A 20,472-nucleotide genomic window follows, 5' to 3' on the forward strand; every position below is an offset into this window, starting at 1 on the left:
TACCGGAGCGCGCGTACCGAGGATCTTATAGATTATGTTTGAGACCGTTTTATTTGCTATCGATCGCAGTCAAGAATCCCGCCATGCTTTGGAAATTGCCGCCGACCTCGTGAAAAAATACGGCAGTCGCTTAGTGCTGCTGTCCGTCGTCGAACCCCCGCCCGCACCTGAAGAAGGCGGTGCGACCGATCCGATGAGTTCTGAGGAAGCCGTCGGAAAATTGCTCGAGGGGGCGAAAACCTGGTTGGTAGAGAAAGGGATTAATGCCGAAGCGATCGAGCGCCAGGGAATGCCTTCGTTTGCGATTTGCGATGTCGCGGACGAATTAGATGCGGACTTGATTATTATGGGTTCGAGGGGTACGGGTTTGACCGCAGAAGGTGCGGCAGAAAGCGTTACCAATCGCACGATCGCGCTCTCGCCCTGTCCGGTTTTGGTTGTCCCCTAACCCGAGTAAGGAACCAAACCTTGGTTGAGATGGCTGAGGCTCGCTACCGATAACTGAATAACCGATAACTAATTAACGCTCATGACGAATCCATTAACACCCGAACCCCCTCCCCCCCAACATCGCCGTCGAGATGATGAGTGGATTGCAGCGATTGTTGCTTTTAGCGCGATCGCAGCCCTTCTCTTTTGGATTTTAGGTGACAAAGAGAGCCAATGGGGTCTTAAGGGCTTGTCTGGTCTATTCGCACCTGCGAGCGCCCCAGTAGCGCCCTCATCGCCATCTCCTATCGTTTCAGGAACGCCCGCCCCCACCGTACAACCGCTACTCCCGCGTTTATTGGGACGCGAAACCGTCCCGACTCCCGACAGCACAACGGTTGTTGTACCCTCTCCGAGTGTGACACCCACTCCCCTTGTCCCCGTTCCTGTTGCGCCCGCTCGAGTGGAATCCAAAACAACCAGCACGGGAATTCAATTTAAGGACGTTCCCCCCAATCATTGGGCGCACGATGCGATTATCGCGCTCGCCGAACGCGGAATCGTTGCGGGTTTTACTGACGGAACCTTTCGCCCAGAGCGCCCGATTACGCGCGCCGAGTTTGCCGCGATCGTTCGCGACGTTTTGCCGGATAATACTCGTCGCCCAGCCATTCAATTCAAAGATATCGAACCGGGGTTTTGGGCGGCTCCCGATATCGATCTCGCGGTTGAAAAAGGTTTCATGAAGGGTTATCCCGGACAAATCTTCAAGCCCGCCCAGCAAATCCCCCGCCTGGAAGCCCTAGTTGCCTTGAGTGCGGGTTTGGATCTTCAGCCGCCCCCCAATCCCAAACAGGTGTTGGAGAAATATCCCGATCGCGATAAACTTCCCGCTTGGGCGACAAACAGTGTTGCTTCGGCTAGCATTGCCGAGTTAGTTGTTAACCCACCCGATAAGGCGCAACTACTCGAACCCCAGCGTCCGGCAACGCGCGCGGATGTTGCAGCGATGCTCTACCAAGTCGTCGAGCGATCGCCCGCAAAATAGCCCGGTTCTTGGATAATTGATAAGGGACAATGGATGAATGGCACTTACTTAAGACTGGTGGGCGCTGCCCACCCTACAAAATTATCTGTAGAGACGTTGTATACAACGTCTCTACAGGCGATTTTTGAACTCTTATTTCAGCGCCATTCGTCCATTGTCCATTATCAATTATCAATTATCCCGACCCTACATACTAATGCGATAGTGAGCGAGGAGCTTGACAATTTCCAGAAGTTCCCGATCTTGCTCTTTATGGCTCCTATCTTGAATAAAACTTCCCCTCTCTCCGCCCTCTTTGCCTTGCTCGTTTACCAAGGCTTCCTCGTACTTTTTCCGAAACGATTGCTCGATTTCTATTTTGTTAGTTTCTAAAGGAAGATCGATGCCGATTAAGAAGAAATTTTCTTCGCTATAACCCATCGTTCGGATGTGCAGTTGCCCGTTAAAATCTTGTTGCAGTTGCTTGAAAGCAATCATAAAAGCCGACCAATCAATATGCTCTTGAAAGGTGAGGTTTAGCGTTTCTTTACATCTTTGAAAAAGACTCGCAAATTGACCGCTCGCAAACGTTTCGTAAGGATTAGAAGGACGGCGTTCTTTTTGGTTTTCTTCTAGATAAATATAGTCGCAGATAACATTCTTTAAATTCGTACTGGAGTCAATGTACCAGTTTTGGATGCAAACACCGCTTAAAATTGCACCTTCAAAATTTGTCGAGAGCGCTCTAACTTTTGTGAGGGAAACGCCACTGAGATCGGCACTCTTGAAATCCGCATTGCAGAGGTTAGCTCGGCTCAAATCGGCGCGGTACAAATAGGCTCGACTCAGCGTACTCCCTCTCAAGTCTGTCTGACAGAGATCGACCTCAGTCAGGTCTGCGCCTTGTAAATTTGCTCCCCGTAAATCTGCCCCTTTCAAGTTCGCTCGGGTTAAATCTGCACCTCGCAAATCTGCACCTCGCAAATCTGCCTTAGTGAAGTCACTGTCGATCGCATTAATCCCCCAAAGGTTGGCAAAATGGAGATTAGCTCGAATTAAGTTAGCGCGCTTGAGATCGGCACCACTGAGGTTAGCACGGCTAAAATTTATACCCCAGAGTTGGCTCCCTGCTAAATTCCCTTGGCGCAAATCCGCTCCGCCGAAATCAGCTTCGTGTAAATCGGCTCGACTTAGATTCGCTTCGCGAAAGCTGACGGCTCTAAAATCCCGATGTCCGGCAGCATAACGAAGCAGAAGCTTACTAGCATTCATTGCGAGTATCTTGAATCTTTGAGGAAAGACATCTAGCTCTATTGTTGCAAAGAGAATTCTACCTTGACGGAAAATCTTTGACAACGATACAAACTGTTACGATATTTAAATCCTTTGAAGGCTTGTCCGGAACTACTGATAAAAGAGTCAGTCTGTAGTTTAGGAGATTTTTAAATCGAACAACTTATGGTAATGCGTAAAAAAATTTCCCAAAAGAAAATTTGGAGCATGGGTTTACTGGCTGTCTTATTTTCAATCGCGATCGCGTTTTTCCCCCAATTTACGGCGATTTCCCAAACCGGCGCGCAGGCAGAAATTTTAGTTCGCGATCGCGGCGGCATTCTCAGCAATCGAGCCAGCTTCGATCGCGTTCAGTATGTCGGTCAATGCTCGGGTGTAACCTACGTTCCGGGAGAACTCCGCGCGCAATTTGTCTCGGCGACAACGCCCCCCGCACCGGGACTACGAGCGCTTTTGCGGAACGCAACGCGAGGAATCGGGGGCGATACGCTGCCGTTTACCGATCGCGAGTACGACGAAGGGCGCTATTCAGAAGGATTCGACCTTAAAATCGACTACGAACACAATCAGCGAAATTTCTCAGTCATTACTGGAACCAATGAAATTGAATACGAAATTAAACAAGGGAATAACAACGTCCTTGAAAGCGGTAAGATTACCTTAGAAGTTTCGGTGAACGATCGCGGGTTTATCCAACGCGATGCCGTGTGTAGCGAAGATTGGAAATGCACCGACGAAACCCGTGGCGATCGCAAAGATCGCATCTGTCGTCCCTTTAATAGCTGTTCTTGTCCGTCATAGTCAATCTTTGACTAGTTGACAGTTGAGAAGGCGGTCTTTGGATTCAACCGTAATTGACAATTCTACGCTGACAATTGATAATAAGTCTTTGGATTCAATCGTAATTGACAGTTATCCACTGACAATTGATAATAAGTCTTTGGATTCAATCGTTATCCATTGTCCATTATCAATTATCAATTATTCCTTGTCCATTATCCATTATCCCTTGTCCATTATTAATTGTCTGCTGATTACGGGCGGTGCGGGATTCATCGGTTCTAACTTCGTGCGCCATTGGTGTAAAACTCACCCGAGCGATCGCGTCGTCGTTCTCGATGCGCTTACCTACGCCGGAAACCGTCAAAATCTCGCTGAAGTAGAGGGAGGCGAGAACTTTCGCTTTGTTCGCGGTAATATTTGCGATCGCGCCCTAGTCGATACCCTTCTCCAAGAAGAACGCATCGATACCCTCGTCCACTTCGCCGCCGAATCCCACGTCGATCGCTCCATTATAGCCCCCGATGCTTTCATTCAAACCAACCTCATCGGCACTTATACCCTGCTCGAAGCCTTTCGCAACCACTACAAAACCCTTTCTCCAACCGCTCGATTTATCCACGTCTCCACCGATGAAGTTTTCGGCAGTTTAAACCCCGAAGATCCCCCATTTAACGAAAGTACGCCTTACGCGCCTAATAGTCCTTATTCCGCTTCTAAAGCAGGCAGCGATCACCTCGCCCGCGCCTACTTTCACACCTACCAACTCCCGGTTATTATTACCAATTGTTCTAATAATTACGGCCCCTATCACTTCCCCGAAAAACTCATTCCCCTAATCTGCGTTAACATTTTGCAAGGGAAACCATTACCCGTTTATGGAGACGGTCAAAACGTGCGCGATTGGCTTTATGTTTGGGATCATTGTCGCGCGATCGAAGCAGTAATTAATCGGGGAAATCCCGGCGAAACTTATGCGATCGGCGGCAATAATCAAGTCAAAAATATCGATTTAGTCAAAACATTGTGTGCGTTGATGGACGAACTCGCCCCCGATTTGCCCGTGCATCCTTCCGAGCAACTCATTGAGTTTGTTAAAGATCGTCCCGGCCACGATCGCCGCTACGCGATTGATAGCAGCAAACTTCAACAGGAATTGGGTTGGAGTCCTTCGGTAACATTTGAAGAAGGATTGCGAAAAACAGTGCAATGGTATCTGGAACGGCGCGATTGGTGGGAACCGTTACTCGCTAGGCGTTCAATCTCCTAGAGTGCCGGTCAACTACTCAGTCACGGGCAACATTACGCGGGTGGGTGCCGACTTTATGTCCTTTTTTTAGGTTCAATCCCAGAAACGGCAATGCCCACCCGAAACATCCGTTAAAATCGCGCGGTTGATGGCTGCGATCGCGCGGTCGGGGTTCTTCGAGTACCATTCTCGCTCGATCCGGATACTTACTCGACAAACTTGTTAAGATCTAAAGATTGCATTTTAAAATTTTAGGAGGAGAGCTATGAAATTTGAGAATAGTAGCCAGAAACAGCGCACCTCAACTGATGCGATTAAGCAATTCTTTTTGGGTCTTGCATTTGGACTGCTGTTTCTGCTCGTTCCATTGTCCTACATCTCGATATCAGCGATGGAGTTGAACTTGTTAGATGTTGTTGTCTTAGCGGCACTCGTTTTGTCTTGTGGAATACTAGCGGCAGCTTTTGGAAACAAGTTTTTAAGCCCGTTGATAAAATTCCTGGAATCTGTTCCCCCTATTGGTTGAATTAATGGCAGTTTAAACTCCGAATATCCCCCATTTAACAAACAGTACGCCTTACGCACCTAATCGTCTTTATGCAATGCCATCATTGTTGGTAACAGCAATGTCAAAGTGCAACACTTCTTCGCGAACGCCTAATTTTGTATAGAGCGCGATCGCGGGATCGTCCCCTAAATCTGCCTGCACGAAGATAACATAAGCTCCCCGCGCGGCTGCAATTTTTCTTAGCTCTTGAATCAACGCTGTGGCAATCCCCTCGCGCCGATGTTCTTCTGCGACGGCTAGATCGTAAATGTAAATTTCACTGCGTTCTTGCTCGAACTTCTTCAGTTCGTAGGCGGCAATCCCACCGACTACCGAGTTATTCTTTAAAGCTACAAGGGCAATAAAGTAATCGCTCTCAAGCAGGCGCTCGAAATAAGCTTGACTCGGGCGATTCGATGTATAGGTTTCAATCTCATTAAATACCCGACCGAATAGCGTCATCATTGATTCCATTAGCGCCAGATCTTTGGATGTCAGCCGGTGAATTGCGATGTTAGTCAACATAATCCTCTTCTGTCACTTTGCGAAGTAACCCAGACCCAGAGCAGGTTTCAGCGATTCCTCTTCGGGAGTTTTTTCTAATATAGCCGTAGCCACTGAAATTACGAATTACGAATTACGAATTACGAATTAGCTAAGCCGGATAATTGCTCAATACACTGGTAAAAATATAGTGCAACTGCCCTTTACAAGGTTGTAGGGAAGGAATTAGCGAGCGACTGCTAAAGAAACAGCGAGGCAGGTTATCAAAGCTCGCTAAACTGCCAAACGAGGCTCTGTGAAGACTTGCTATTTTCTGAGTTTTATTGCTTGACTTTTCCGATGCAATATGCCGTTGTCCGTTTGCCAGCACTTGCAGCCAAGGATCGAGGGTTGAGGGCAATTTAGTCGTCAAGCGCAGGGGTAATTTAGTAGTAGAGAGAGATTGCACGTAGTCGGAAGTGAGGAAGGGGCGATAGCGATCGGCTTCGGGGGTGAGTTGGCTGACAAAGGCTAATGCAACGCCGCGAATCAGTTGTCGGACGGGTTCGGATTCCGGTCCCATCACTTCCCGCACGAGGGTGCTTTGCCCGACCATGCTATTCTGATTGCCAATATCGGTAACGCTCATGTGAGTTGCTCCGATCGCGGCAATTAAATATTTTTCCCCGGGCAGGCGATCGAACGGGCGCAATTGGTGGTCGATGGGCGGCGTAATTGCATCTTCGCTGCTGCTTAAAATCAGCGTCGGCACTTCCACCTTCTCCAATCCTTTACTGCCAAAAAGCTTGCCGATCGCGGGATTGAGGGCAATAATCCGCACAACCCTCGAATCTCGCAACCGCAAATTTCGTTCTGGCAGTTTGACGGCGGCGCATTGCAGCCAATCGGCGGGAGAACGCCCCAGGGGAGATAAGTTTTGGCAGAAGTCGCGCAATTCGTCAGTGTTCAATTCTGCCCCGGCGAGGGCTAAAGCCGTGTAACCGCCGAGGGAATGACCGATGACGACGGTTTCTCGGGCGTTTAATTTGCCGCCGAGTTCGCCGCCATCGGTGTTGAGGCGTTCGAGTGCGTCGAGGAGGAAACTAATATCTTTGGGGCGATCGACGAATTCCGAGCCAGCGAGGAGGTCGCTCGGATTATTAAGATTGAAAGAAATTTCGGCAATATTGCGAATATTGCTGCCGGGATGGTCGAGGGTGGCGACGGTGAAGCCGTAGGAGGCGAGGTGGTAAGCGAGGTAGTTGAGAAAGTTGCGATCGGCGGCGAACCCGTGGGAAAAGACGATTAGGGGGCCGCGCGTTTCAGAAGCGTAGTAGAGATCGACAGGAATTTCTCGCTTGCGATCGCGATCGTAAAATACCAGCGATCGCTGCTGCACTTGCTGCGTTCCATCGCTTCTGGGGTCAAAATCGGGCAAAGGCTGCAAACTGCGCGATCGCGTCACGCTTAATTCGCGTTCCAACATCGGCGAAAGCATCTGACTTTGTAAGTTAGAAGCATTCAGTTGTAGGATAATCCCCACCGCCGCAGACGCATCAACCGTCAAATTCTCCTGGGGATAGGCGCGCAAGAAACTCAGCACGCTCAAACCATTTGCCTGTCTCAGCGTCAAATAAAGCGCCGCTCGCAACTGTTCGATACTACTATCGGGTAAAGCACGCCGCAGTTGTTCGAGCAGTTTTTTTCCGTCCGGTTTAGCTAGCAATTGATTGAGAAACGTATCGGCAACGCTCGGATCGACTTGCAAGCGCTGTCCGAGCAGTTCTCGAACTTGCGGCGAGAGCAAGGGGCGATAAAATTGCAAGGACGATCGCAATTCTCCCGTTTCTGCGTAATATTCTAAATCTTCAACTTCTACGGTTTGTTGAAGGGGTCCGACGCGCAGCGTTACTCGTTCTGCGGCAATAACCGCCCCCGCGCTACAAACTGGGAGTGCTAACGCCACAGCAAACAGACGACCTAATAGCCTTTGCCGCCTCCCTGTCGCCCTTTGGGTTGATATTTTCCAGGTCGGCATTGTGAATTTAGAATGTTGCATTTTTAATTCCTAATGCAGATTCCCCTCCAAACGGTTCAGGGGCCAAAATCTTACCACTGCTTTACCGATAATATTCCCTTCTGGGACAAAGCCCCAAACGTGAGAATCGCAGCTTTGATTGCGATTGTCGCCGAGGACGAGGTAAGAACCTTGGGGAACGGTGACGGATGGAAGGGGGTAATTCGGTGCGTCTTTGATGTAGTTTTCGTTGAGGGTTTTGCCATTGACGAGAACTTTACCATCTTTAACTTCGACACTTTCGCCCGGAAGTCCGATTACGCGCTTGATATAGGCATCTTTGATGGGGAGGGGCTGGTTGGGGCTGCAAATAATCGCTTCGTTGGGAGGATGAAAAACGACGATATCGCCGCGAGTTGGTTTGGTGAAGTGATAGCTAATTTTCTCGACAATCAAGCGATCGTTGATTTCGAGGGTGGGCAACATTGATTCTGAAGGGATGTAACGCGCTTCGGCAATGAAGGTGCGGATGCCAAAAGCGAGGAAGAGACTCAAGCCAACGGTTTTAACGGCTTCAATCCAACCATTTTGGGGCTGCGGTTCTTTTTCCATACGCGCTCTAAACTTTTGGGATTCTTTTGTTTTCTTAGACTAACAATTTTGCGAACAAGTTGCTTGGTTATTATTGCGTCTACCCATTCCCCTTTACCAGTCATCAGTCATTACTCACCCCTCATATAAAATTCGGTTGAATGACCTAAGTTAGGGGTGAGGGGGTGAGGGGGTGACGGGGGGACGGGGTGACGAGGGGACGGGGGACGGGGGGACGGGGGGACGGGGTGACGAGGGGACGGGGTGACGGGGTGACGGGGACAAAGAGAAAGATTTGTGGGATATCTAGATGAGATAGTTTGAGTTTAATATCCCGATCCGTTATCCATTATCCATTATCCATTATCCATTAATCGCCGTTCGCTGCCAGATTGCTTGACCGCTTTGAGGCTCGAAAAGGTGAATTTTATCTAAATTTACTGAAAACCAAATGGTTTCGCCCATTTTGACCTCTGCATCGGGAGGAAGGCGGACTTGTAGCGGACAGGTGCGATCTTCGACGAGGTGGGCGGCGACGTAGGTATCGTTTCCGAGGGCTTCGATGCGATCGACAATTGCACAGATATTTTTGGGGGCGGCGGGACTGAGGGCGAGGTGTTCGGGGCGCAGTCCGAGTAGGAGAGAACGTCCGTCGTAAGGTTCTAAATAGTCGAACCAGAGGGCGGGGACGGTGAGGCGGAATTGGGGATGGACGAGAAGAAGCGGTGCTTTGACTTGGACGGGGAGGAAGTTCATCGGCGGCGAACCGATGAATTCGGCGACGAAGCGGTTGGCGGGGCGGTTGTAGAGTTCGAGGGGTTTGGCGACTTGTTGAATTTCGCCTTGGTTCATGACGGCGATGCGATCGCCCATTGTCATGGCTTCGGTTTGATCGTGGGTGACGTAGATGGTTGTGGTGCCGAGTTGGCGTTGCAGTTGGACGATTTGGCTGCGGGTTTCGGCGCGCAGTTTGGCATCGAGGTTGGAGAGGGGTTCGTCCATTAAGAAGACTTGGGGGTTGCGCGCGATCGCGCGTCCTAATGCGACGCGCTGTTTTTGCCCGCCGGAGAGTTGCTTGGGGTAGCGCCGCAGCAGGGGTTCGATTTGCAGGAGTTTGGCGACGCTGCGGACTTGTTGCGCGATCGCGGTTTCTTTGTCCGTGGCGACTCGCAGACTTCTCAGCGCGCCCTGTTTAACATCGTCCCACAGTTTCTTGCCCCACGCGATCGCGCGTTCTTTCGCATCGGCGGAGATCTCTTCATTGGCGACATTTTCTTCGCCGTACATCCGCCGCAACCCGAAGGCGATGTTATCGTACACCGTTAAATGGGGGTAGAGGGCGTAACTTTGGAACACCATTGCAATATTGCGTTCTTTGGGCGGGAGGGCGTTGACAAGGCGATCGCCAACGTAAATATTACCGCCGGTGAGTTCTTCCAATCCCGCGATCGATCGCAGCAGCGTACTTTTACCGCATCCCGACGGCCCCACTAACACCATGAATTCTCCATCTTCTATCGTTAAGTTGATGGAGCGCAAAACGCTCGTTGAATTCGCTTGACTCTTAGAACCATCTGCGGTACTGGAGGGGGCTTCTCCTCGGCGAGCGGGATAGCTTTTGTAGATTTTATCGAGAACGACCTTAGCCACAATTGTTGAGGTGACGGGGGAGAGTGTCCATCCATTATATCTTTAGGGCGATCTCGTTCCTCAATCGCTTTGGGATTGACTACAGATCTTCCTGAGTCGCGGGGGAAAACAGGGCGGAATTGGTAAGCGGGATAACTGGAGATTGAAAAATCGGAATTTCCAAGACAAATTCTGTTCCTTCTCCTTCAATGGAATTACAACTCAAACTTCCTTGGTGCATCTGGGTTGCGATTTGATAGCTGATTGCTAAACCTAATCCCGTTCCTTGACCGATAGGTTTGGTCGTAAAGAAAGGATTGAAAATTTGAGGGAGAATAGTTTTTTTGATTCCCGTACCGTTATCGCGAATGCGAATCTTAACGCGATCGGATGCTTCTCGCTCGGTGTGAATCCAAATACATCTCACCGTGCAAGCGCTTCCATTCAAGGTTTCTTCTAGCTTGACATCGAGCAAGGCATCAATCGCATTATTGAGCAAGTTAAAAAAGACTTGATTCAGATGACTCGGATAGCATTCAATTAACGGGATATCGCCGTATTTCTTGATAAGTTTAATGCCGCGTTTAGTGCCTTCCTTTTTCAGTCGGTACTGGATAATTGAAAGCGTACTCTCTATTCCTTCATGAATATTAACTTCTTTCAGTTTCGCTTCATCCAGTCTTGAAAATGTCCGCAACGAACGAACAATATTTGAAAGTCGCTGAGATCCCAACTCCATCGATCTGATAATTTTATTTGAATCTTCAATCAAATAATTTAATTCAATTGCTTCGAGATAATTTTTAATCGTCAGACTAGCATCAGGAAATTCTGCTTGATAAAGTTTTATTAACTCTATTAGATCTTTTAAATAATTACTAAGATAAGAAAGATTCCCTTCGATAAAGTTGACCGGATTATTGATTTCATGCGCGATTCCGGCAACTAATTGTCCGAGACCGGACATTTTCTCTGTTTGAATTAACTTGATTTGAGCTAGTTTGAGATCGGTGAGGGCTTTTCTTAACTGTTCGTTATTGCGCTGAAGCTCTGACTCAGCTTGTTTGCGCCGCTGCAATTCTTTACCGAGTTCTTCGCCTAATTGTTCGATTTGTTGATTGAGTACGGTAAAATCATTAATTGCAACCTCTTTGCTTTGAAATCGAAGCAAATTAAGGGCAGGACTATTTTCGGTTTGTGGCTGAACGACTGCACCTTCAACACGGTAAGCAACTTCTTTTCCGTCCGATCTTAAAAAAGTCAGAGAACCGATCGTAAAACTACTGCTCTGAGAACACAATTTTAAGTAAGCAAGCACTTCTTCAGGCGTTTCTCGCACAAAGTCGAGTAAGTTCTTGCCAATGATCTGTTTGCGTTTACAGTTGAAAACTGTTGTAATTGCTTGATTTGCTGCTTGGATCTCTCCTCGATTCGTAAGCAATAGGAAGGGTTCTTTAAAAGCACGGAATAATTGAGAAAATCCAGCAATTGTCATTGCTCCTTAACAGCTACTTATGTTTTAAAGTATTCTCTGCCGACAATATCCTCGGTTTCGTCATTCAATTTCAAGTACACGACGACGCGGCAACCTGCATAACCTAAAGCAATGGTTTCTTGTAGTTCAACTTTAGCATATCCTAAATTTTCGGCTGCAATCAGACCAAAAACATTGGAAGTCATCATGCACATTGAAGGCCGCTCTGAAACTTTTTCGCCAAAAGGACAGGCGCGATTGCCCAAAATGATTTTATCTTCGTCAGCTTCAATAATATAAAAATCCCCTTTAATCCGACGCTTGAGATCGACGAGGGCTTCAGCAACTTGCTGAACTGAAAGAGTTTTAACTTTCAGTGCGTCGCGATATTCTGTATTGATTTGACCGCCGATTCTTTGACCGACAATGCTAATAAAACCAGAGGCTTCTTCTACCCCAACTGTTTCTTGTAGCGTCCCCGAAAGCTCGCGAATTAAGGTTCGTAAAAATATGTCTCGTTCTAAGGGGATTTCTAAAGCTTCTAAAGAGGATTCACTCATTATTTTCCCTACCTTTTAGTCCGCGCAACTTAATAATGATTAGACTAAGACATGGCTACTTAGTTATGGAGCTATAAGTGACTAGCGTTCCATGACTCAAGTCGATCCGATCGGATCTTTGCAGGGTATAGCAATATCTAAATTTAATCATTACACATCCTAATTAGAATTATAGTCGTCACAAAACCAATTGTAAACGATCTAAGAAAATATACTTATTTTTGACGCGAGGATCGTTCGCGCGTTGTCAAATTGCTTTTAGATTAGCCTCAGTTTCACTCGAATGTGTATGAAAGAGTGCTTGCTGCTGCCCAGTAAATTTGTGGAGTTGTGCCACGCTCGAATTATCGGGGTTCTGGTCGATCTGAGCCATCGTTTATTTTATCTATTTAGAGAGAAAAAATTGCTCGCTCGTCCGCTCGAACCTCCTGCACGCGCTGCATCATGGGCTGAAGCTTCGCTAGCCGATGATAGGCTGCCTTGAATGCCGATCGCGATCGCTAATTATTCTCATTAACGAGTAATTTCACAAAATTGATAACAAATTTAGGAGAATAGCACGACAGTTGCGCCTAAGCAATGGCATCATCTAATGCCTGAAAAATTGCCTTTAAATTCACTTTTAGATAACCGACGGCTGCGGGAGAGCGCCCGTCTAACAAAAGGATCAACGGGGAAAGTTGTTCTTTAAGCTTGCTTTTACCGCAGCCTAATTTGGCTTGCAAGCCTTCAATCAGTCTCGAGAAAACACGCGAAGGCGGAATTTTAGGAGCGCGCTCAGTTCGATGCAGAATGGGAGTATGACTATCGAGCAATTCGAGCGGTTCTAAGGTTCGCTCGGCGATCGCGCTTTGAAGCTCTGCTACGCTACCTTCAACAAACTTTTCGATCGCGTACTTCATCACCAGCGGTTGCAGTGTAAAAGCAATTTCGCCCTCATGGGTTATTTTATCGATTAAGGATCGCCGCTCCAAGGCTGCAAGAATTTCTAAAATCTGCGATCGCGACAGGGGAAAGACAAGGTATTCGCTCAATTGCTCCAAAGAGAGCGGTTCTGGATCGAGAGCGAGCCAAAATAAGATCGTTGTCTCGGCTTTCGAGAGGCGATCGAGATGTTGCGCGAGCAGTCCCCGCAAGCGATCGCCTAACACCAAAGTATTTTGATGCAAAAACTTAGCAATATTGCCATTAAATAATTCTTGAATGGTTGTCGAAATCGTCTTTAAAGCTAAAGGATTTCCCCCATAAAAATGGCTCAACATCTTCAATTCATTTTCAGTTGCCGAAAGCCCTTTCGTCGCCAACAGATCGATCGCATCCTCCGACTTCAACCCGCTCAACTGCAACGAGCGAATCGGCAGCATTTGCCCCTCATACGCGACCACTTCGCCCGGTTTTTCGCGACTGGTTAGCAACAAACAACTCTGATGGCGATCGCTTCCCGCACGCTTCAAAAAGTCCCCATACCCCTCGCATCCCGCCGGAATTTCGCCACTCCGAGCGGGAAGAATCGCTTCGACTTCATCCAACACGATTAGGAAGCGATGGCGCTGTAAGAGCGCAATAACCTGCGTTATCGCTTGTTGCAGATTGTCGGTTGCCAGACGTTCTCGCCCTTGGGAAACAAATTGAATCAGTTCCTCAAAAATAGCTAAAGTCGGTGGAGTTCCGAGCAAAGAACGCCAAAAAACGCCTTCAAACCGTTCTCCGAAGCGTTCCACCGCCGTTACCGCTAGAGAAGTTTTGCCAATTCCGCCCAATCCTAGCAGGGTAATTAACTTGCAGCGATCGCCAATTATCCAGCGTTCCAGCTTTTGCAATTCTAAATCGCGCCCGTAAAAATAAGGTAAATCTGGCGCTTCTCCCCAGTCGATACGAGGGGAAAGGGGAGATTTCGGCGAGGCTAAATCTTTGATGTCTTCAGACGGAAGCGAAGTTGCGATCGCATCCCAATCCGATACGCCCACCGCTTGACAAATAGCAATAAAGTTCTCTCGCTGAATTGCAATCCCGCGCCAAAAGCGTTTCAGCGTCGCTTGCGTCGTGTAAGCGCTATCCCACCAAGCTGGAGTGCGGGTTTTCGTCCAACCCTTCCTGCGTCGGGCGCGATCGACAATTTCTAGCCCTTCCTTACAAGCTTTCAACGTATCGGCCATGCTTTCCCCAATCGCAATATCTCCTTTAACGATTCTTGCACAATCAACCGCCCTAAGACTAAACTAAGTCAACATAATTCGTAATTGATAATTCGTAGTTCGCAATTATTACCCCACGACGGTCGCCAGGGGATTGAATATCATTGCTCGGCATTTATCGACCTTTTGCTCCTTACAATTAGACCCGAACAATTCAACATTTCTCCTCATGACAAACCCTTCTCTTTACTTAGCCGTTACCGCCCACGGTTTCGGTCACGCCGTTCGCGCTGCTTCCGTCGCCGCAAGAATTCAAGAACTCGACCCAGAAATTCTACTCGTTTTAGTCACGCAAGCCCCGCGTTGGTTGCTCGAATCTTATATTCCCGGCGATTTTATTCAACGCGCGCGTGCTTTTGATGTTGGTGTCATTCAATCCGATAGCATCAATATGGACAAACAAGCAACGTTAGATAAACTCCGAGAAATTCGCACTAGGCAGCATTCAATTATTGCCGCAGAAGCCGATTATATTCGGACTAACAAAATAAACTTAGTGTTTGCTGATGTTCCTTTTCTTGCCGCTCCAATTGCTAAAGCAGCAGGCGTTCCTTGCTGGATGATGAGTAATTTTGGTTGGGATTTTATCTACCGCGATTGGGGCGGAGAATTTAACGAAATTGCCGATTGGATTTCTGAATGTTACCGTCAATGCGATCGCCTGTTCCGCTTGCCGCTCCACGAACCGATGAGCGCCTTTCCCCACATCACCGACATGGGATTGACGGGCGGAACGCCCCACTTCGACGAATCCGAACTGCGCGCAACCTTTCGCCTCCACGCACCGTCAGAAAAAATAGTTTTATTAACCTTTGGTGGGTTAGGATTGCAAGAAATTCCTTACAATAATATTAAGGACTTTTCGGACTGGCAATTTATCACGTTTGACGATCGCGCGCCAGATTTGCCGAATTTAATTAAAGTCTGCGATCGCGCTTACCGCCCCGTCGATTTTATGCCCTTGTGCGGGCGGATTGTTTCCAAACCCGGATATAGCACGTTTTCCGAAGCGCTGCGCCTCAACGCCTCCATCGTTTCGCTAACGCGCGAAGGGTTTGCCGAATCGCCCATCTTGCTCGAGGGGCTACAAAATTACGCCCGCCATCAAATCCTAAGTGCTGACGAATTTTTCCGAGGGGCTTGGGAATTCTTGCACGTTCCTCTCTCTCCCCCCCGCCAAACCACCCCTCTACCCACCGATGGAACAGATTCAATCGCTCGCGCTCTCATCGACTATTGCCGCAATTCTTCCCGAAACTAACGCCGTTCAACCCTTTCAAGCGATCGCCGAACCGCCAATACAGAGCAAAGCCGAAGAAACCAAAAAGCAGGAAGTTTGCCCGACGCTTGCCCTCGCTGCGGCGGATGTGCGCTCCGTTCTCGAGCAGCAGCGTCAAGAAAGTCACAACCTCACCACAAAACTTAATATTTTGTTTGTGGTGAATGGCGCGCTCTTGACGAGCTTAACGCTGTCGCGGCTGATGTTTGCCCAAAGTTGGTTTAGTTTGGGCGAAATTGTCGGTTTTTTAATTAATTTTTCGCTGCTGATTAATGCTTTTTTGCCCCGTCAAGTGGCTGTGAGTCCCAATTTAGGCGATCGCAAGTTTTTAGAGCATTATTTAACGCTAACGCCGGAGGAATATCATCTAAAAATGATGGTCAATCTCGTCCAAACTTACCAAATTAACAAGCAGCGCCTCGATGATGTGTCTCAATCCCTCACCTATTCCGCCTACGTCACTTGGACGGTAGCCCTTGTCATTATGCTACAAGTCATCTTTGCCTACTTGTTACCCGACTTTAAGACATATCTGTCTTTTTGAACTATGCTGAAAGGGAGCGCGCGCCCGAGGGGATCCGCGATGCGGATCGCTCGTTTCCCCTTTTTTCGAGGACGAGTTGAAGGTTTGTTCCATTTATGGTTATCTCTCTAAATCCGAGGAAATTTGTTCGCTTAACCCGCCAACGATCGATGATAAATCCTATCTCTACCCCTATACCGAGCGATTCTACCGTGGAGTTATCGCAGGAATCGCCAGAAGATTCCACCGATCCCGCCCAGAGTCGCTCGGAAGCGCGCGTTCCGGAGGAAAGAGAATTCGTGCTGCCCGAACCCGATCCAGAGCAGATTGCCGTCCTGACGAATAAACTCCCCGACACGCCGATTTTGCCTTGGAATCATTACGATTCGCCTTGGCGGGAAGAGGAAGAAGAACCGACGGAAGAGGTTTCGGTGGCTTCTGAGTTAGAGGCGGCGGAAAGCGAACCTCGGTTAGAAGATGGAGGGGATCTCGCGGAATAACCCCGCACGACTCGGCCCTTAATGACCCGCTTTTATCAAAAGATTGCTGGAACTGCCCATCCCCGATTCGGGCGGGGTAGTTCGCTGAAATGATGCTGCGGAAGTTATTGCCGTTCTTCAGTAGGGATTGCACTTCAGACAGCAGATTAAGGGTTTGTCAAACAATTGCAGTCTTATAACTTTGGTTTTAACCATTTTTCCGAGGAGGAAATATGAATATGCAAGCTTGCCATTGGGCGATCGCAGATTTACCAGGATTGAGTCAAGAACAGATCGAACAACTGAAAGCTTGCGGGATCGAAACGACAAAGCAGTTGTTGTCGCGATCGAACACGACGCGATCGCAATCCGATCTCGCTGCCCAACTCCACCTTCACCCCCAATACCTCAAAAAATGGGCAGCTTTAGCCGATTTAGCCCGCTTGCCTAGTGTTGGCTGCCAGTATTGCGGCGTTTTGCTGCATTCCGGCATTGCTTCGGTTTCGCAGTTAGCCCAAACTCCCGTACACCGCTTGCACCGCCAAGTGTTGCGTTTGGAAGTCGCTACTTTGCAGCGAAACGATTTATGTCCGCCTGTCGATGTGACGCGGCGTTGGGTAGAAGAAGCGCGCGTTGCGATGCGAGTTCCCTTTTAAATTAATTTTTGTCTGGGCTTTCAATAACATGGGTAACGTCTGAGGTGCATTATCCAACAGTCTTGATTTCCCTCACCCCCAGCCCCTCTCCCGATCCCCCCTAACCCCCCTTACTAAAGCTACTGTGTACACACAAGTAGACAATTGAGACCCCCAATCTGTATAAGCCTTGCTAGGCAAGGCTTTCACAATTCAGAGTTGATTCTTAACAACTCAAGCTTATTGAGAAAGAGAAACGAGCCATCGGCTCTTGAGACATCGGAATGTTCCGAAACGGTTCCGCGATCGAGATGTGTGTACACAGTAGCCTTACTAAAGGGGGAAAATGCGAGGGGAGAAAGAACAATTTTAAGGCTAGCTTCAAAGAAATGTTAAAAAGCTTGCCTGTAGGAGTTTTCAGAGGTTTTCTGGGGATGGGCGATACTGGATTTGAACCAGTGACATCTTGCTTGTAAGGCAAGCGCTACTACCGCTGAGCTAATCGCCCGGTACTATTAGACTAAGTTAACATAAAACGCGCGCGCCTAACAATTTTTTTTCATGCCTTCCGGTCGCACTCACGATCGCATTACCCTTTGGGCTTTACCTTGGATTGTCGGCGGTTCCTTCGCCCTGACTCGCAACGGCGAGTTAACGCTTCTGGTTGCCGCGATGTTCCTCTTTAGCGGCTTGATGTTCGGCCCGGATTTAGATATTCACTCAGTACAGTTTAAGCGCTGGGGAGCATTGCGCGGGTTATGGCTGCCGTATCAAAAATACGTCGGCCATCGCTCTGGATTGTCCCACGGTTTAATCGTGGGGACGGTGTTTCGTCTGCTTTATTTAGGCAGTTTTCTGGCTTTTGCGGGATTTGTGGGCGTGGCCTTAGCCCAGTTATTTTGGGGGTTTGCTTGGAATTGGCGCGCTTTTGGGGAGGCGAGTCTGGTTTGGCTGTCGGACTATCGCTGGCACGCGATCGCAGCCTTCGTCGGATTGGAGTTAGGTGCAATGAGTCACGCGATCGCGGATACCCTCAGCACTACCTCCAAACGCTTCCGCAGACAGGGACTCAAAGGTCTGTTCCCCGCCAACAAATCGAAAAGGCGGCGCAAAACCCGTCCCCGCAAACGGTAAATATCCGATCGCGTTAGCCGACTCGGTTCCTGCAAGACTTACCAAAAACTCGGACAGCGATCCCCGCGCGTAAAGGCGCGAGGAGTATGTCAAAATGAGTCAAGGACTCTATCGAACCCCTCTCAATCCTCAGCAATGTCTAAAACTGTCGCCGATCTGATGACTCCCAACCCGATTACGGTGCAACCGCAAACGCCGTTGCGGGAGGCCATCAAATTGCTTGTCGAACGCGATATTAGCGGCTTGCCCGTTGTCGATGAAACCGGCAAAGCGGTTGGCGTACTTTCTGAAGCCGATTTAATGTGGCAAGAATCGGGTGCAGAAACGCCCCCCTACGTGATGTTCCTCGATAGTGTGATCTATCTCAAAAATCCAACCCAGTACGAGAAAGAGTTGCATAAGGCTTTAGGACAAACCGTCGGCGAAGTGATGACCGAAAATCCGGTTACGGTTTCGCCCAATTGCTCTTTGCCAGAAGCGGCTAAAATTCTGCACGATAAAAAAATTCGTCGCTTGATTGTCGTTGATGAAAATGACCGCCCGACGGGGATTGTTACTCAACGCGATATCCTGCGCTCGATGGTTGAAGATTAGTTAAGTTTTGTCAAAACCCGATTGCTATAATGCGCGTTTATGCTTTGTGCGAGCGCGTCAAGGCTTTCGCATCTCCAAGTTTTTAGTAAACTCCTATGACTCCTGATTCTGTTAAAGAACTTCTCGATTCCGACGATTACGGCGATCGCCTCAGCGGTGTCAATAAGCTGCGCGATCTCGATCCGGCCGTCGCTTACGAAATGATTCAGCCGTTAATTGTCGATTCTAACGCGCGGGTGCGTTATTCTGCCGTTAGCCAAATGGACACTCTCGGTCAATGCGATTTGCAACGGACGAGAGAACTGTTGCGCGATCGCCTGCTAACCGATAAAGAATTAGACGTGCGCGCTGCTGCCGCCGATGCGATCTCAGCCCTCAAACTCACCGATCTCTTCGACGATCTCGTCGCACTGTATCGCGAAATGGACGACAGCACCGGCTGGCTGGTCAAAATGAGCATTGTAGCTGCCCTCGGTGAAATGGGCGACGCGCGCGCCTTTGACTTATTGCAAGAAGCCTTGCAATCCGACATTGATGCCATTAAAACAGCCGCGATCGGTTCTTTAGGCGAGTTGAAAGACGAACGCGCGATTCCCCTTCTTCTGGCTTACACTCAGGATGAAGATTGGCAAATTCGCTATCGTCTCGCTCAAGCGCTGATTCACTTCGATCGTCCGGAAACTCGTTCTGCCCTCGAAGAATTGCAAAAAGATCCCGAACCCGCCGTCGCCCAACTCGTCCAAGCCCTCCTCTAGAAACAGTCCACTCCTCGCACTGGACTGAATCATTCGTAAGGCGAGGCTTGACAAAATACCAAAAATAGGGATGCTAAAATTTGAGGGCGAATGCTCCTTCGCCCCTATTTTTTGGGGTTATGGGTAAGCGATCGCTGCAATCTCCCCCTGACATTTCAAGCCAAATCGGGAGGGATATTGCGCGCTCGCTGAAACTTTTGTAATTGTTGCTGTACCAACTGTTGGAGATCGCGACGACGAATTTCAACGCCGCGATCGCTCTGGCCGCTCGTTTCCAAAAAGATAATGCTATCCACGCTCTCGAGAGCAAGTATTTGAAATAAAATATGAGTAACAGGGAGCGATTCTACCGTACAGTCCCGATGAGAACTGCTGGGAAAGGCGCGAGCGTCTTTTTCGCTGGAGAAAGCATAGATCGCTCTTTTTTCAACTTGAGGCAAAGTGCGATTCGACAGAGTAGTAATCAGGAAGCCGCTCTCGGTTCCCCGAATAACAAAATAATTCAGATGCTGCATTCGAGAGGCTAAACTCTTAAGGACGGGACCGACAGCCCGAGCCATTGCGTTTCGGACATTTTCGTCTTCGGGGGCATTATTCAGTAAAAGTTGGACTTGATCGTCTAAGTTCATATCTAAGTTTTTATTAGGGGGAAACCGTAATCTTACTGATGGCGATTAGTGAATTACGGACATATTTTAAGGTGTAGATAACGGTTCTGATGAGTTGCTGTAGGGGGAGAAGCAATTCGGCAGCTGTTGCTCGCCGCTAATCACTCAGATCCCTGCGGGATCGAAGCCAA

23 protein-coding genes and 1 tRNA gene are annotated in these 20,472 nt (G+C 48.6%); 13 read left to right on the forward strand and 11 right to left on the reverse strand.

The genetic code is table 11. The features are described 5' to 3' along the window. Positions 1-34 precede the first annotated feature (34 nt). Positions 35-448: a universal stress protein gene (locus H6G50_RS22140; protein ID WP_190721434.1), complete on the forward strand. Its 414-nt coding sequence runs from the start codon at positions 35-37 to the stop codon at positions 446-448. A gap of 81 nt (positions 449-529) precedes the next feature. Further along, the gene (locus tag H6G50_RS22145; protein ID WP_190721436.1) at positions 530-1,477 is read left to right on the forward strand and encodes an S-layer homology domain-containing protein; all 948 of its coding nucleotides are present in this window, start codon (positions 530-532) and stop codon (positions 1,475-1,477) included. A 186-nt stretch (positions 1,478-1,663) separates the two neighbouring features. On the opposite strand, the gene H6G50_RS22150 is transcribed toward H6G50_RS22145, so the two are convergent. Beyond that, a complete protein-coding gene (locus H6G50_RS22150; protein WP_190721438.1) occupies positions 1,664-2,728 on the reverse strand; it encodes a pentapeptide repeat-containing protein in 1,065 nt (354 codons plus the stop codon). A gap of 186 nt (positions 2,729-2,914) precedes the next feature. Here H6G50_RS22150 and H6G50_RS22155 point away from each other — a divergent pair, with 186 nt between their 5' ends. Together H6G50_RS22155 and rfbB are read left to right on the forward strand one after the other, a co-directional pair. Then, positions 2,915-3,550 (forward strand): hypothetical protein, encoded by a 636-nt coding sequence (locus H6G50_RS22155; RefSeq protein WP_190721440.1) that lies wholly within the window; start codon positions 2,915-2,917, stop codon positions 3,548-3,550. A gap of 208 nt (positions 3,551-3,758) precedes the next feature. Further along, positions 3,759-4,799, forward strand: a complete 1,041-nt coding sequence (gene rfbB / locus H6G50_RS22160; protein ID WP_242032944.1) for a dTDP-glucose 4,6-dehydratase — start codon at positions 3,759-3,761, stop codon at positions 4,797-4,799. A gap of 16 nt (positions 4,800-4,815) precedes the next feature. Here rfbB and H6G50_RS22165 read toward each other — a convergent pair whose 3' ends face one another. Continuing rightward, the gene (locus tag H6G50_RS22165) at positions 4,816-4,965 is read right to left on the reverse strand and encodes a hypothetical protein (RefSeq protein ID WP_190721442.1); all 150 of its coding nucleotides are present in this window, start codon (positions 4,963-4,965) and stop codon (positions 4,816-4,818) included. A 78-nt stretch (positions 4,966-5,043) separates the two neighbouring features. Here H6G50_RS22165 and H6G50_RS22170 point away from each other — a divergent pair, with 78 nt between their 5' ends. Continuing rightward, the gene (locus H6G50_RS22170; protein WP_190721444.1) at positions 5,044-5,304 is read left to right on the forward strand and encodes a hypothetical protein; all 261 of its coding nucleotides are present in this window, start codon (positions 5,044-5,046) and stop codon (positions 5,302-5,304) included. A gap of 69 nt (positions 5,305-5,373) precedes the next feature. Here the strand turns inward: H6G50_RS22170 and H6G50_RS22175 are convergent, their stop codons facing one another. The 6 genes from H6G50_RS22175 to H6G50_RS22200 all read right to left on the reverse strand — a co-directional run bounded on the left by H6G50_RS22175 (position 5,374) and on the right by H6G50_RS22200 (position 12,079). Next, positions 5,374-5,850: an AAC(3)-I family aminoglycoside N-acetyltransferase gene (locus tag H6G50_RS22175; RefSeq protein ID WP_190721446.1), complete on the reverse strand. Its 477-nt coding sequence runs from the start codon at positions 5,848-5,850 to the stop codon at positions 5,374-5,376. Positions 5,851-5,980: 130 nt separating this feature from the next. Further along, complete coding sequence (locus H6G50_RS22180; RefSeq protein ID WP_199303356.1) at positions 5,981-7,867, reverse strand: alpha/beta hydrolase; 1,887 nt, start codon at positions 7,865-7,867, stop codon at positions 5,981-5,983. 9 nt (positions 7,868-7,876) lie between these two features. After that, positions 7,877-8,437, reverse strand: a complete 561-nt coding sequence (gene lepB / locus H6G50_RS22185; protein WP_190721448.1) for a signal peptidase I — start codon at positions 8,435-8,437, stop codon at positions 7,877-7,879. 342 nt (positions 8,438-8,779) lie between these two features. Beyond that, the gene (locus H6G50_RS22190; protein WP_190721450.1) at positions 8,780-10,066 is read right to left on the reverse strand and encodes an ATP-binding cassette domain-containing protein; all 1,287 of its coding nucleotides are present in this window, start codon (positions 10,064-10,066) and stop codon (positions 8,780-8,782) included. 79 nt (positions 10,067-10,145) lie between these two features. Further along, entirely contained in the window at positions 10,146-11,540 is a 1,395-nt protein-coding gene (locus H6G50_RS22195) for an ATP-binding protein (protein WP_190721452.1), read from the reverse strand. Positions 11,541-11,557: 17 nt separating this feature from the next. Next, complete coding sequence (locus H6G50_RS22200; RefSeq protein ID WP_190721454.1) at positions 11,558-12,079, reverse strand: methanogen output domain 1-containing protein; 522 nt, start codon at positions 12,077-12,079, stop codon at positions 11,558-11,560. A 289-nt stretch (positions 12,080-12,368) separates the two neighbouring features. Here H6G50_RS22200 and H6G50_RS22205 point away from each other — a divergent pair, with 289 nt between their 5' ends. Continuing rightward, entirely contained in the window at positions 12,369-12,563 is a 195-nt protein-coding gene (locus tag H6G50_RS22205; RefSeq protein ID WP_190721455.1) for a hypothetical protein, read from the forward strand. Between the two features lie 88 nt (positions 12,564-12,651). Here the strand turns inward: H6G50_RS22205 and H6G50_RS22210 are convergent, their stop codons facing one another. Continuing rightward, complete coding sequence (locus H6G50_RS22210) at positions 12,652-14,235, reverse strand: NB-ARC domain-containing protein (RefSeq protein WP_190721457.1); 1,584 nt, start codon at positions 14,233-14,235, stop codon at positions 12,652-12,654. A 208-nt stretch (positions 14,236-14,443) separates the two neighbouring features. On the opposite strand from H6G50_RS22210, the gene H6G50_RS22215 reads away from it, so the two are divergent. The 4 genes from H6G50_RS22215 (at position 14,444) to H6G50_RS22230 (ending at position 17,211) form a co-directional block, all read left to right on the forward strand. Continuing rightward, a complete protein-coding gene (locus tag H6G50_RS22215) occupies positions 14,444-15,535 on the forward strand; it encodes a glycosyl transferase (RefSeq protein ID WP_190721459.1) in 1,092 nt (363 codons plus the stop codon). Beyond that, positions 15,474-16,097, forward strand: a complete 624-nt coding sequence (locus H6G50_RS24305) for a hypothetical protein (protein WP_242032945.1) — start codon at positions 15,474-15,476, stop codon at positions 16,095-16,097. Before H6G50_RS22215 ends, H6G50_RS24305 begins: the two co-directional genes overlap by 62 nt. Positions 16,098-16,246: 149 nt before the next feature. Then, a complete protein-coding gene (locus H6G50_RS22225) occupies positions 16,247-16,576 on the forward strand; it encodes a hypothetical protein (protein WP_190721461.1) in 330 nt (109 codons plus the stop codon). Between the two features lie 212 nt (positions 16,577-16,788). Beyond that, positions 16,789-17,211, forward strand: a complete 423-nt coding sequence (locus H6G50_RS22230; protein ID WP_199303357.1) for a DUF4332 domain-containing protein — start codon at positions 16,789-16,791, stop codon at positions 17,209-17,211. A gap of 414 nt (positions 17,212-17,625) precedes the next feature. Here H6G50_RS22230 and H6G50_RS22235 read toward each other — a convergent pair. Continuing rightward, positions 17,626-17,698, reverse strand: a tRNA-Val gene (locus tag H6G50_RS22235). A 53-nt stretch (positions 17,699-17,751) separates the two neighbouring features. Here H6G50_RS22235 and H6G50_RS22240 point away from each other — a divergent pair. From H6G50_RS22240 to nblB, 3 genes are all read left to right on the forward strand, one after another. After that, complete coding sequence (locus H6G50_RS22240) at positions 17,752-18,324, forward strand: metal-binding protein (protein WP_190721463.1); 573 nt, start codon at positions 17,752-17,754, stop codon at positions 18,322-18,324. A gap of 135 nt (positions 18,325-18,459) precedes the next feature. Further along, positions 18,460-18,918, forward strand: coding sequence for a CBS domain-containing protein (locus tag H6G50_RS22245; RefSeq protein WP_190721465.1), 459 nt, complete (start codon positions 18,460-18,462; stop codon positions 18,916-18,918). A gap of 95 nt (positions 18,919-19,013) precedes the next feature. Beyond that, on the forward strand, positions 19,014-19,673 hold the full coding sequence (gene nblB / locus H6G50_RS22250; RefSeq protein ID WP_190721467.1) for a phycobilisome degradation protein NblB: 660 nt from the start codon (positions 19,014-19,016) through the stop codon (positions 19,671-19,673). 155 nt (positions 19,674-19,828) lie between these two features. Here the strand turns inward: nblB and H6G50_RS22255 are convergent, their stop codons facing one another. Next, a complete protein-coding gene (locus H6G50_RS22255; RefSeq protein WP_190721469.1) occupies positions 19,829-20,302 on the reverse strand; it encodes a hypothetical protein in 474 nt (157 codons plus the stop codon). Positions 20,303-20,472 lie beyond the last annotated feature (170 nt).

This window comes from Oscillatoria sp. FACHB-1406 (assembly GCF_014698145.1).
Lineage (GTDB): Bacteria > Cyanobacteriota > Cyanobacteriia > Cyanobacteriales > Spirulinaceae > FACHB-1406.

What these genes read in the sequence shown, in the direction of transcription:
- H6G50_RS22200 (WP_190721454.1), bottom strand. Translation starts at nt 12,079, where the DNA reads ATGAGTGAATCCTCTTTAGAAGCTTTAGAAATCCCCTTAGAACGAGAC.
- H6G50_RS24305 (WP_242032945.1), top strand. Translation starts at nt 15,474, where the DNA reads ATGGAACAGATTCAATCGCTCGCGCTCTCATCGACTATTGCCGCAATT.
- H6G50_RS22240 (WP_190721463.1), top strand. Translation starts at nt 17,752, where the DNA reads ATGCCTTCCGGTCGCACTCACGATCGCATTACCCTTTGGGCTTTACCT.
- H6G50_RS22195 (WP_190721452.1), bottom strand. Translation starts at nt 11,540, where the DNA reads ATGACAATTGCTGGATTTTCTCAATTATTCCGTGCTTTTAAAGAACCC.
- H6G50_RS22170 (WP_190721444.1), top strand. Translation starts at nt 5,044, where the DNA reads ATGAAATTTGAGAATAGTAGCCAGAAACAGCGCACCTCAACTGATGCG.
- lepB (WP_190721448.1), bottom strand. Translation starts at nt 8,437, where the DNA reads ATGGAAAAAGAACCGCAGCCCCAAAATGGTTGGATTGAAGCCGTTAAA.
- H6G50_RS22140 (WP_190721434.1), top strand. Translation starts at nt 35, where the DNA reads ATGTTTGAGACCGTTTTATTTGCTATCGATCGCAGTCAAGAATCCCGC.
- nblB (WP_190721467.1), top strand. Translation starts at nt 19,014, where the DNA reads ATGACTCCTGATTCTGTTAAAGAACTTCTCGATTCCGACGATTACGGC.
- H6G50_RS22255 (WP_190721469.1), bottom strand. Translation starts at nt 20,302, where the DNA reads ATGAACTTAGACGATCAAGTCCAACTTTTACTGAATAATGCCCCCGAA.
- H6G50_RS22205 (WP_190721455.1), top strand. Translation starts at nt 12,369, where the DNA reads ATGAAAGAGTGCTTGCTGCTGCCCAGTAAATTTGTGGAGTTGTGCCAC.
- H6G50_RS22165 (WP_190721442.1), bottom strand. Translation starts at nt 4,965, where the DNA reads ATGGTACTCGAAGAACCCCGACCGCGCGATCGCAGCCATCAACCGCGC.
- H6G50_RS22180 (WP_199303356.1), bottom strand. Translation starts at nt 7,867, where the DNA reads ATGCAACATTCTAAATTCACAATGCCGACCTGGAAAATATCAACCCAA.
- H6G50_RS22175 (WP_190721446.1), bottom strand. Translation starts at nt 5,850, where the DNA reads ATGTTGACTAACATCGCAATTCACCGGCTGACATCCAAAGATCTGGCG.
- H6G50_RS22150 (WP_190721438.1), bottom strand. Translation starts at nt 2,728, where the DNA reads ATGAATGCTAGTAAGCTTCTGCTTCGTTATGCTGCCGGACATCGGGAT.
- H6G50_RS22210 (WP_190721457.1), bottom strand. Translation starts at nt 14,235, where the DNA reads ATGGCCGATACGTTGAAAGCTTGTAAGGAAGGGCTAGAAATTGTCGAT.
- H6G50_RS22155 (WP_190721440.1), top strand. Translation starts at nt 2,915, where the DNA reads ATGGTAATGCGTAAAAAAATTTCCCAAAAGAAAATTTGGAGCATGGGT.
- H6G50_RS22225 (WP_190721461.1), top strand. Translation starts at nt 16,247, where the DNA reads ATGATAAATCCTATCTCTACCCCTATACCGAGCGATTCTACCGTGGAG.
- H6G50_RS22245 (WP_190721465.1), top strand. Translation starts at nt 18,460, where the DNA reads ATGTCTAAAACTGTCGCCGATCTGATGACTCCCAACCCGATTACGGTG.
- H6G50_RS22230 (WP_199303357.1), top strand. Translation starts at nt 16,789, where the DNA reads ATGAATATGCAAGCTTGCCATTGGGCGATCGCAGATTTACCAGGATTG.
- H6G50_RS22145 (WP_190721436.1), top strand. Translation starts at nt 530, where the DNA reads ATGACGAATCCATTAACACCCGAACCCCCTCCCCCCCAACATCGCCGT.
- H6G50_RS22215 (WP_190721459.1), top strand. Translation starts at nt 14,444, where the DNA reads ATGACAAACCCTTCTCTTTACTTAGCCGTTACCGCCCACGGTTTCGGT.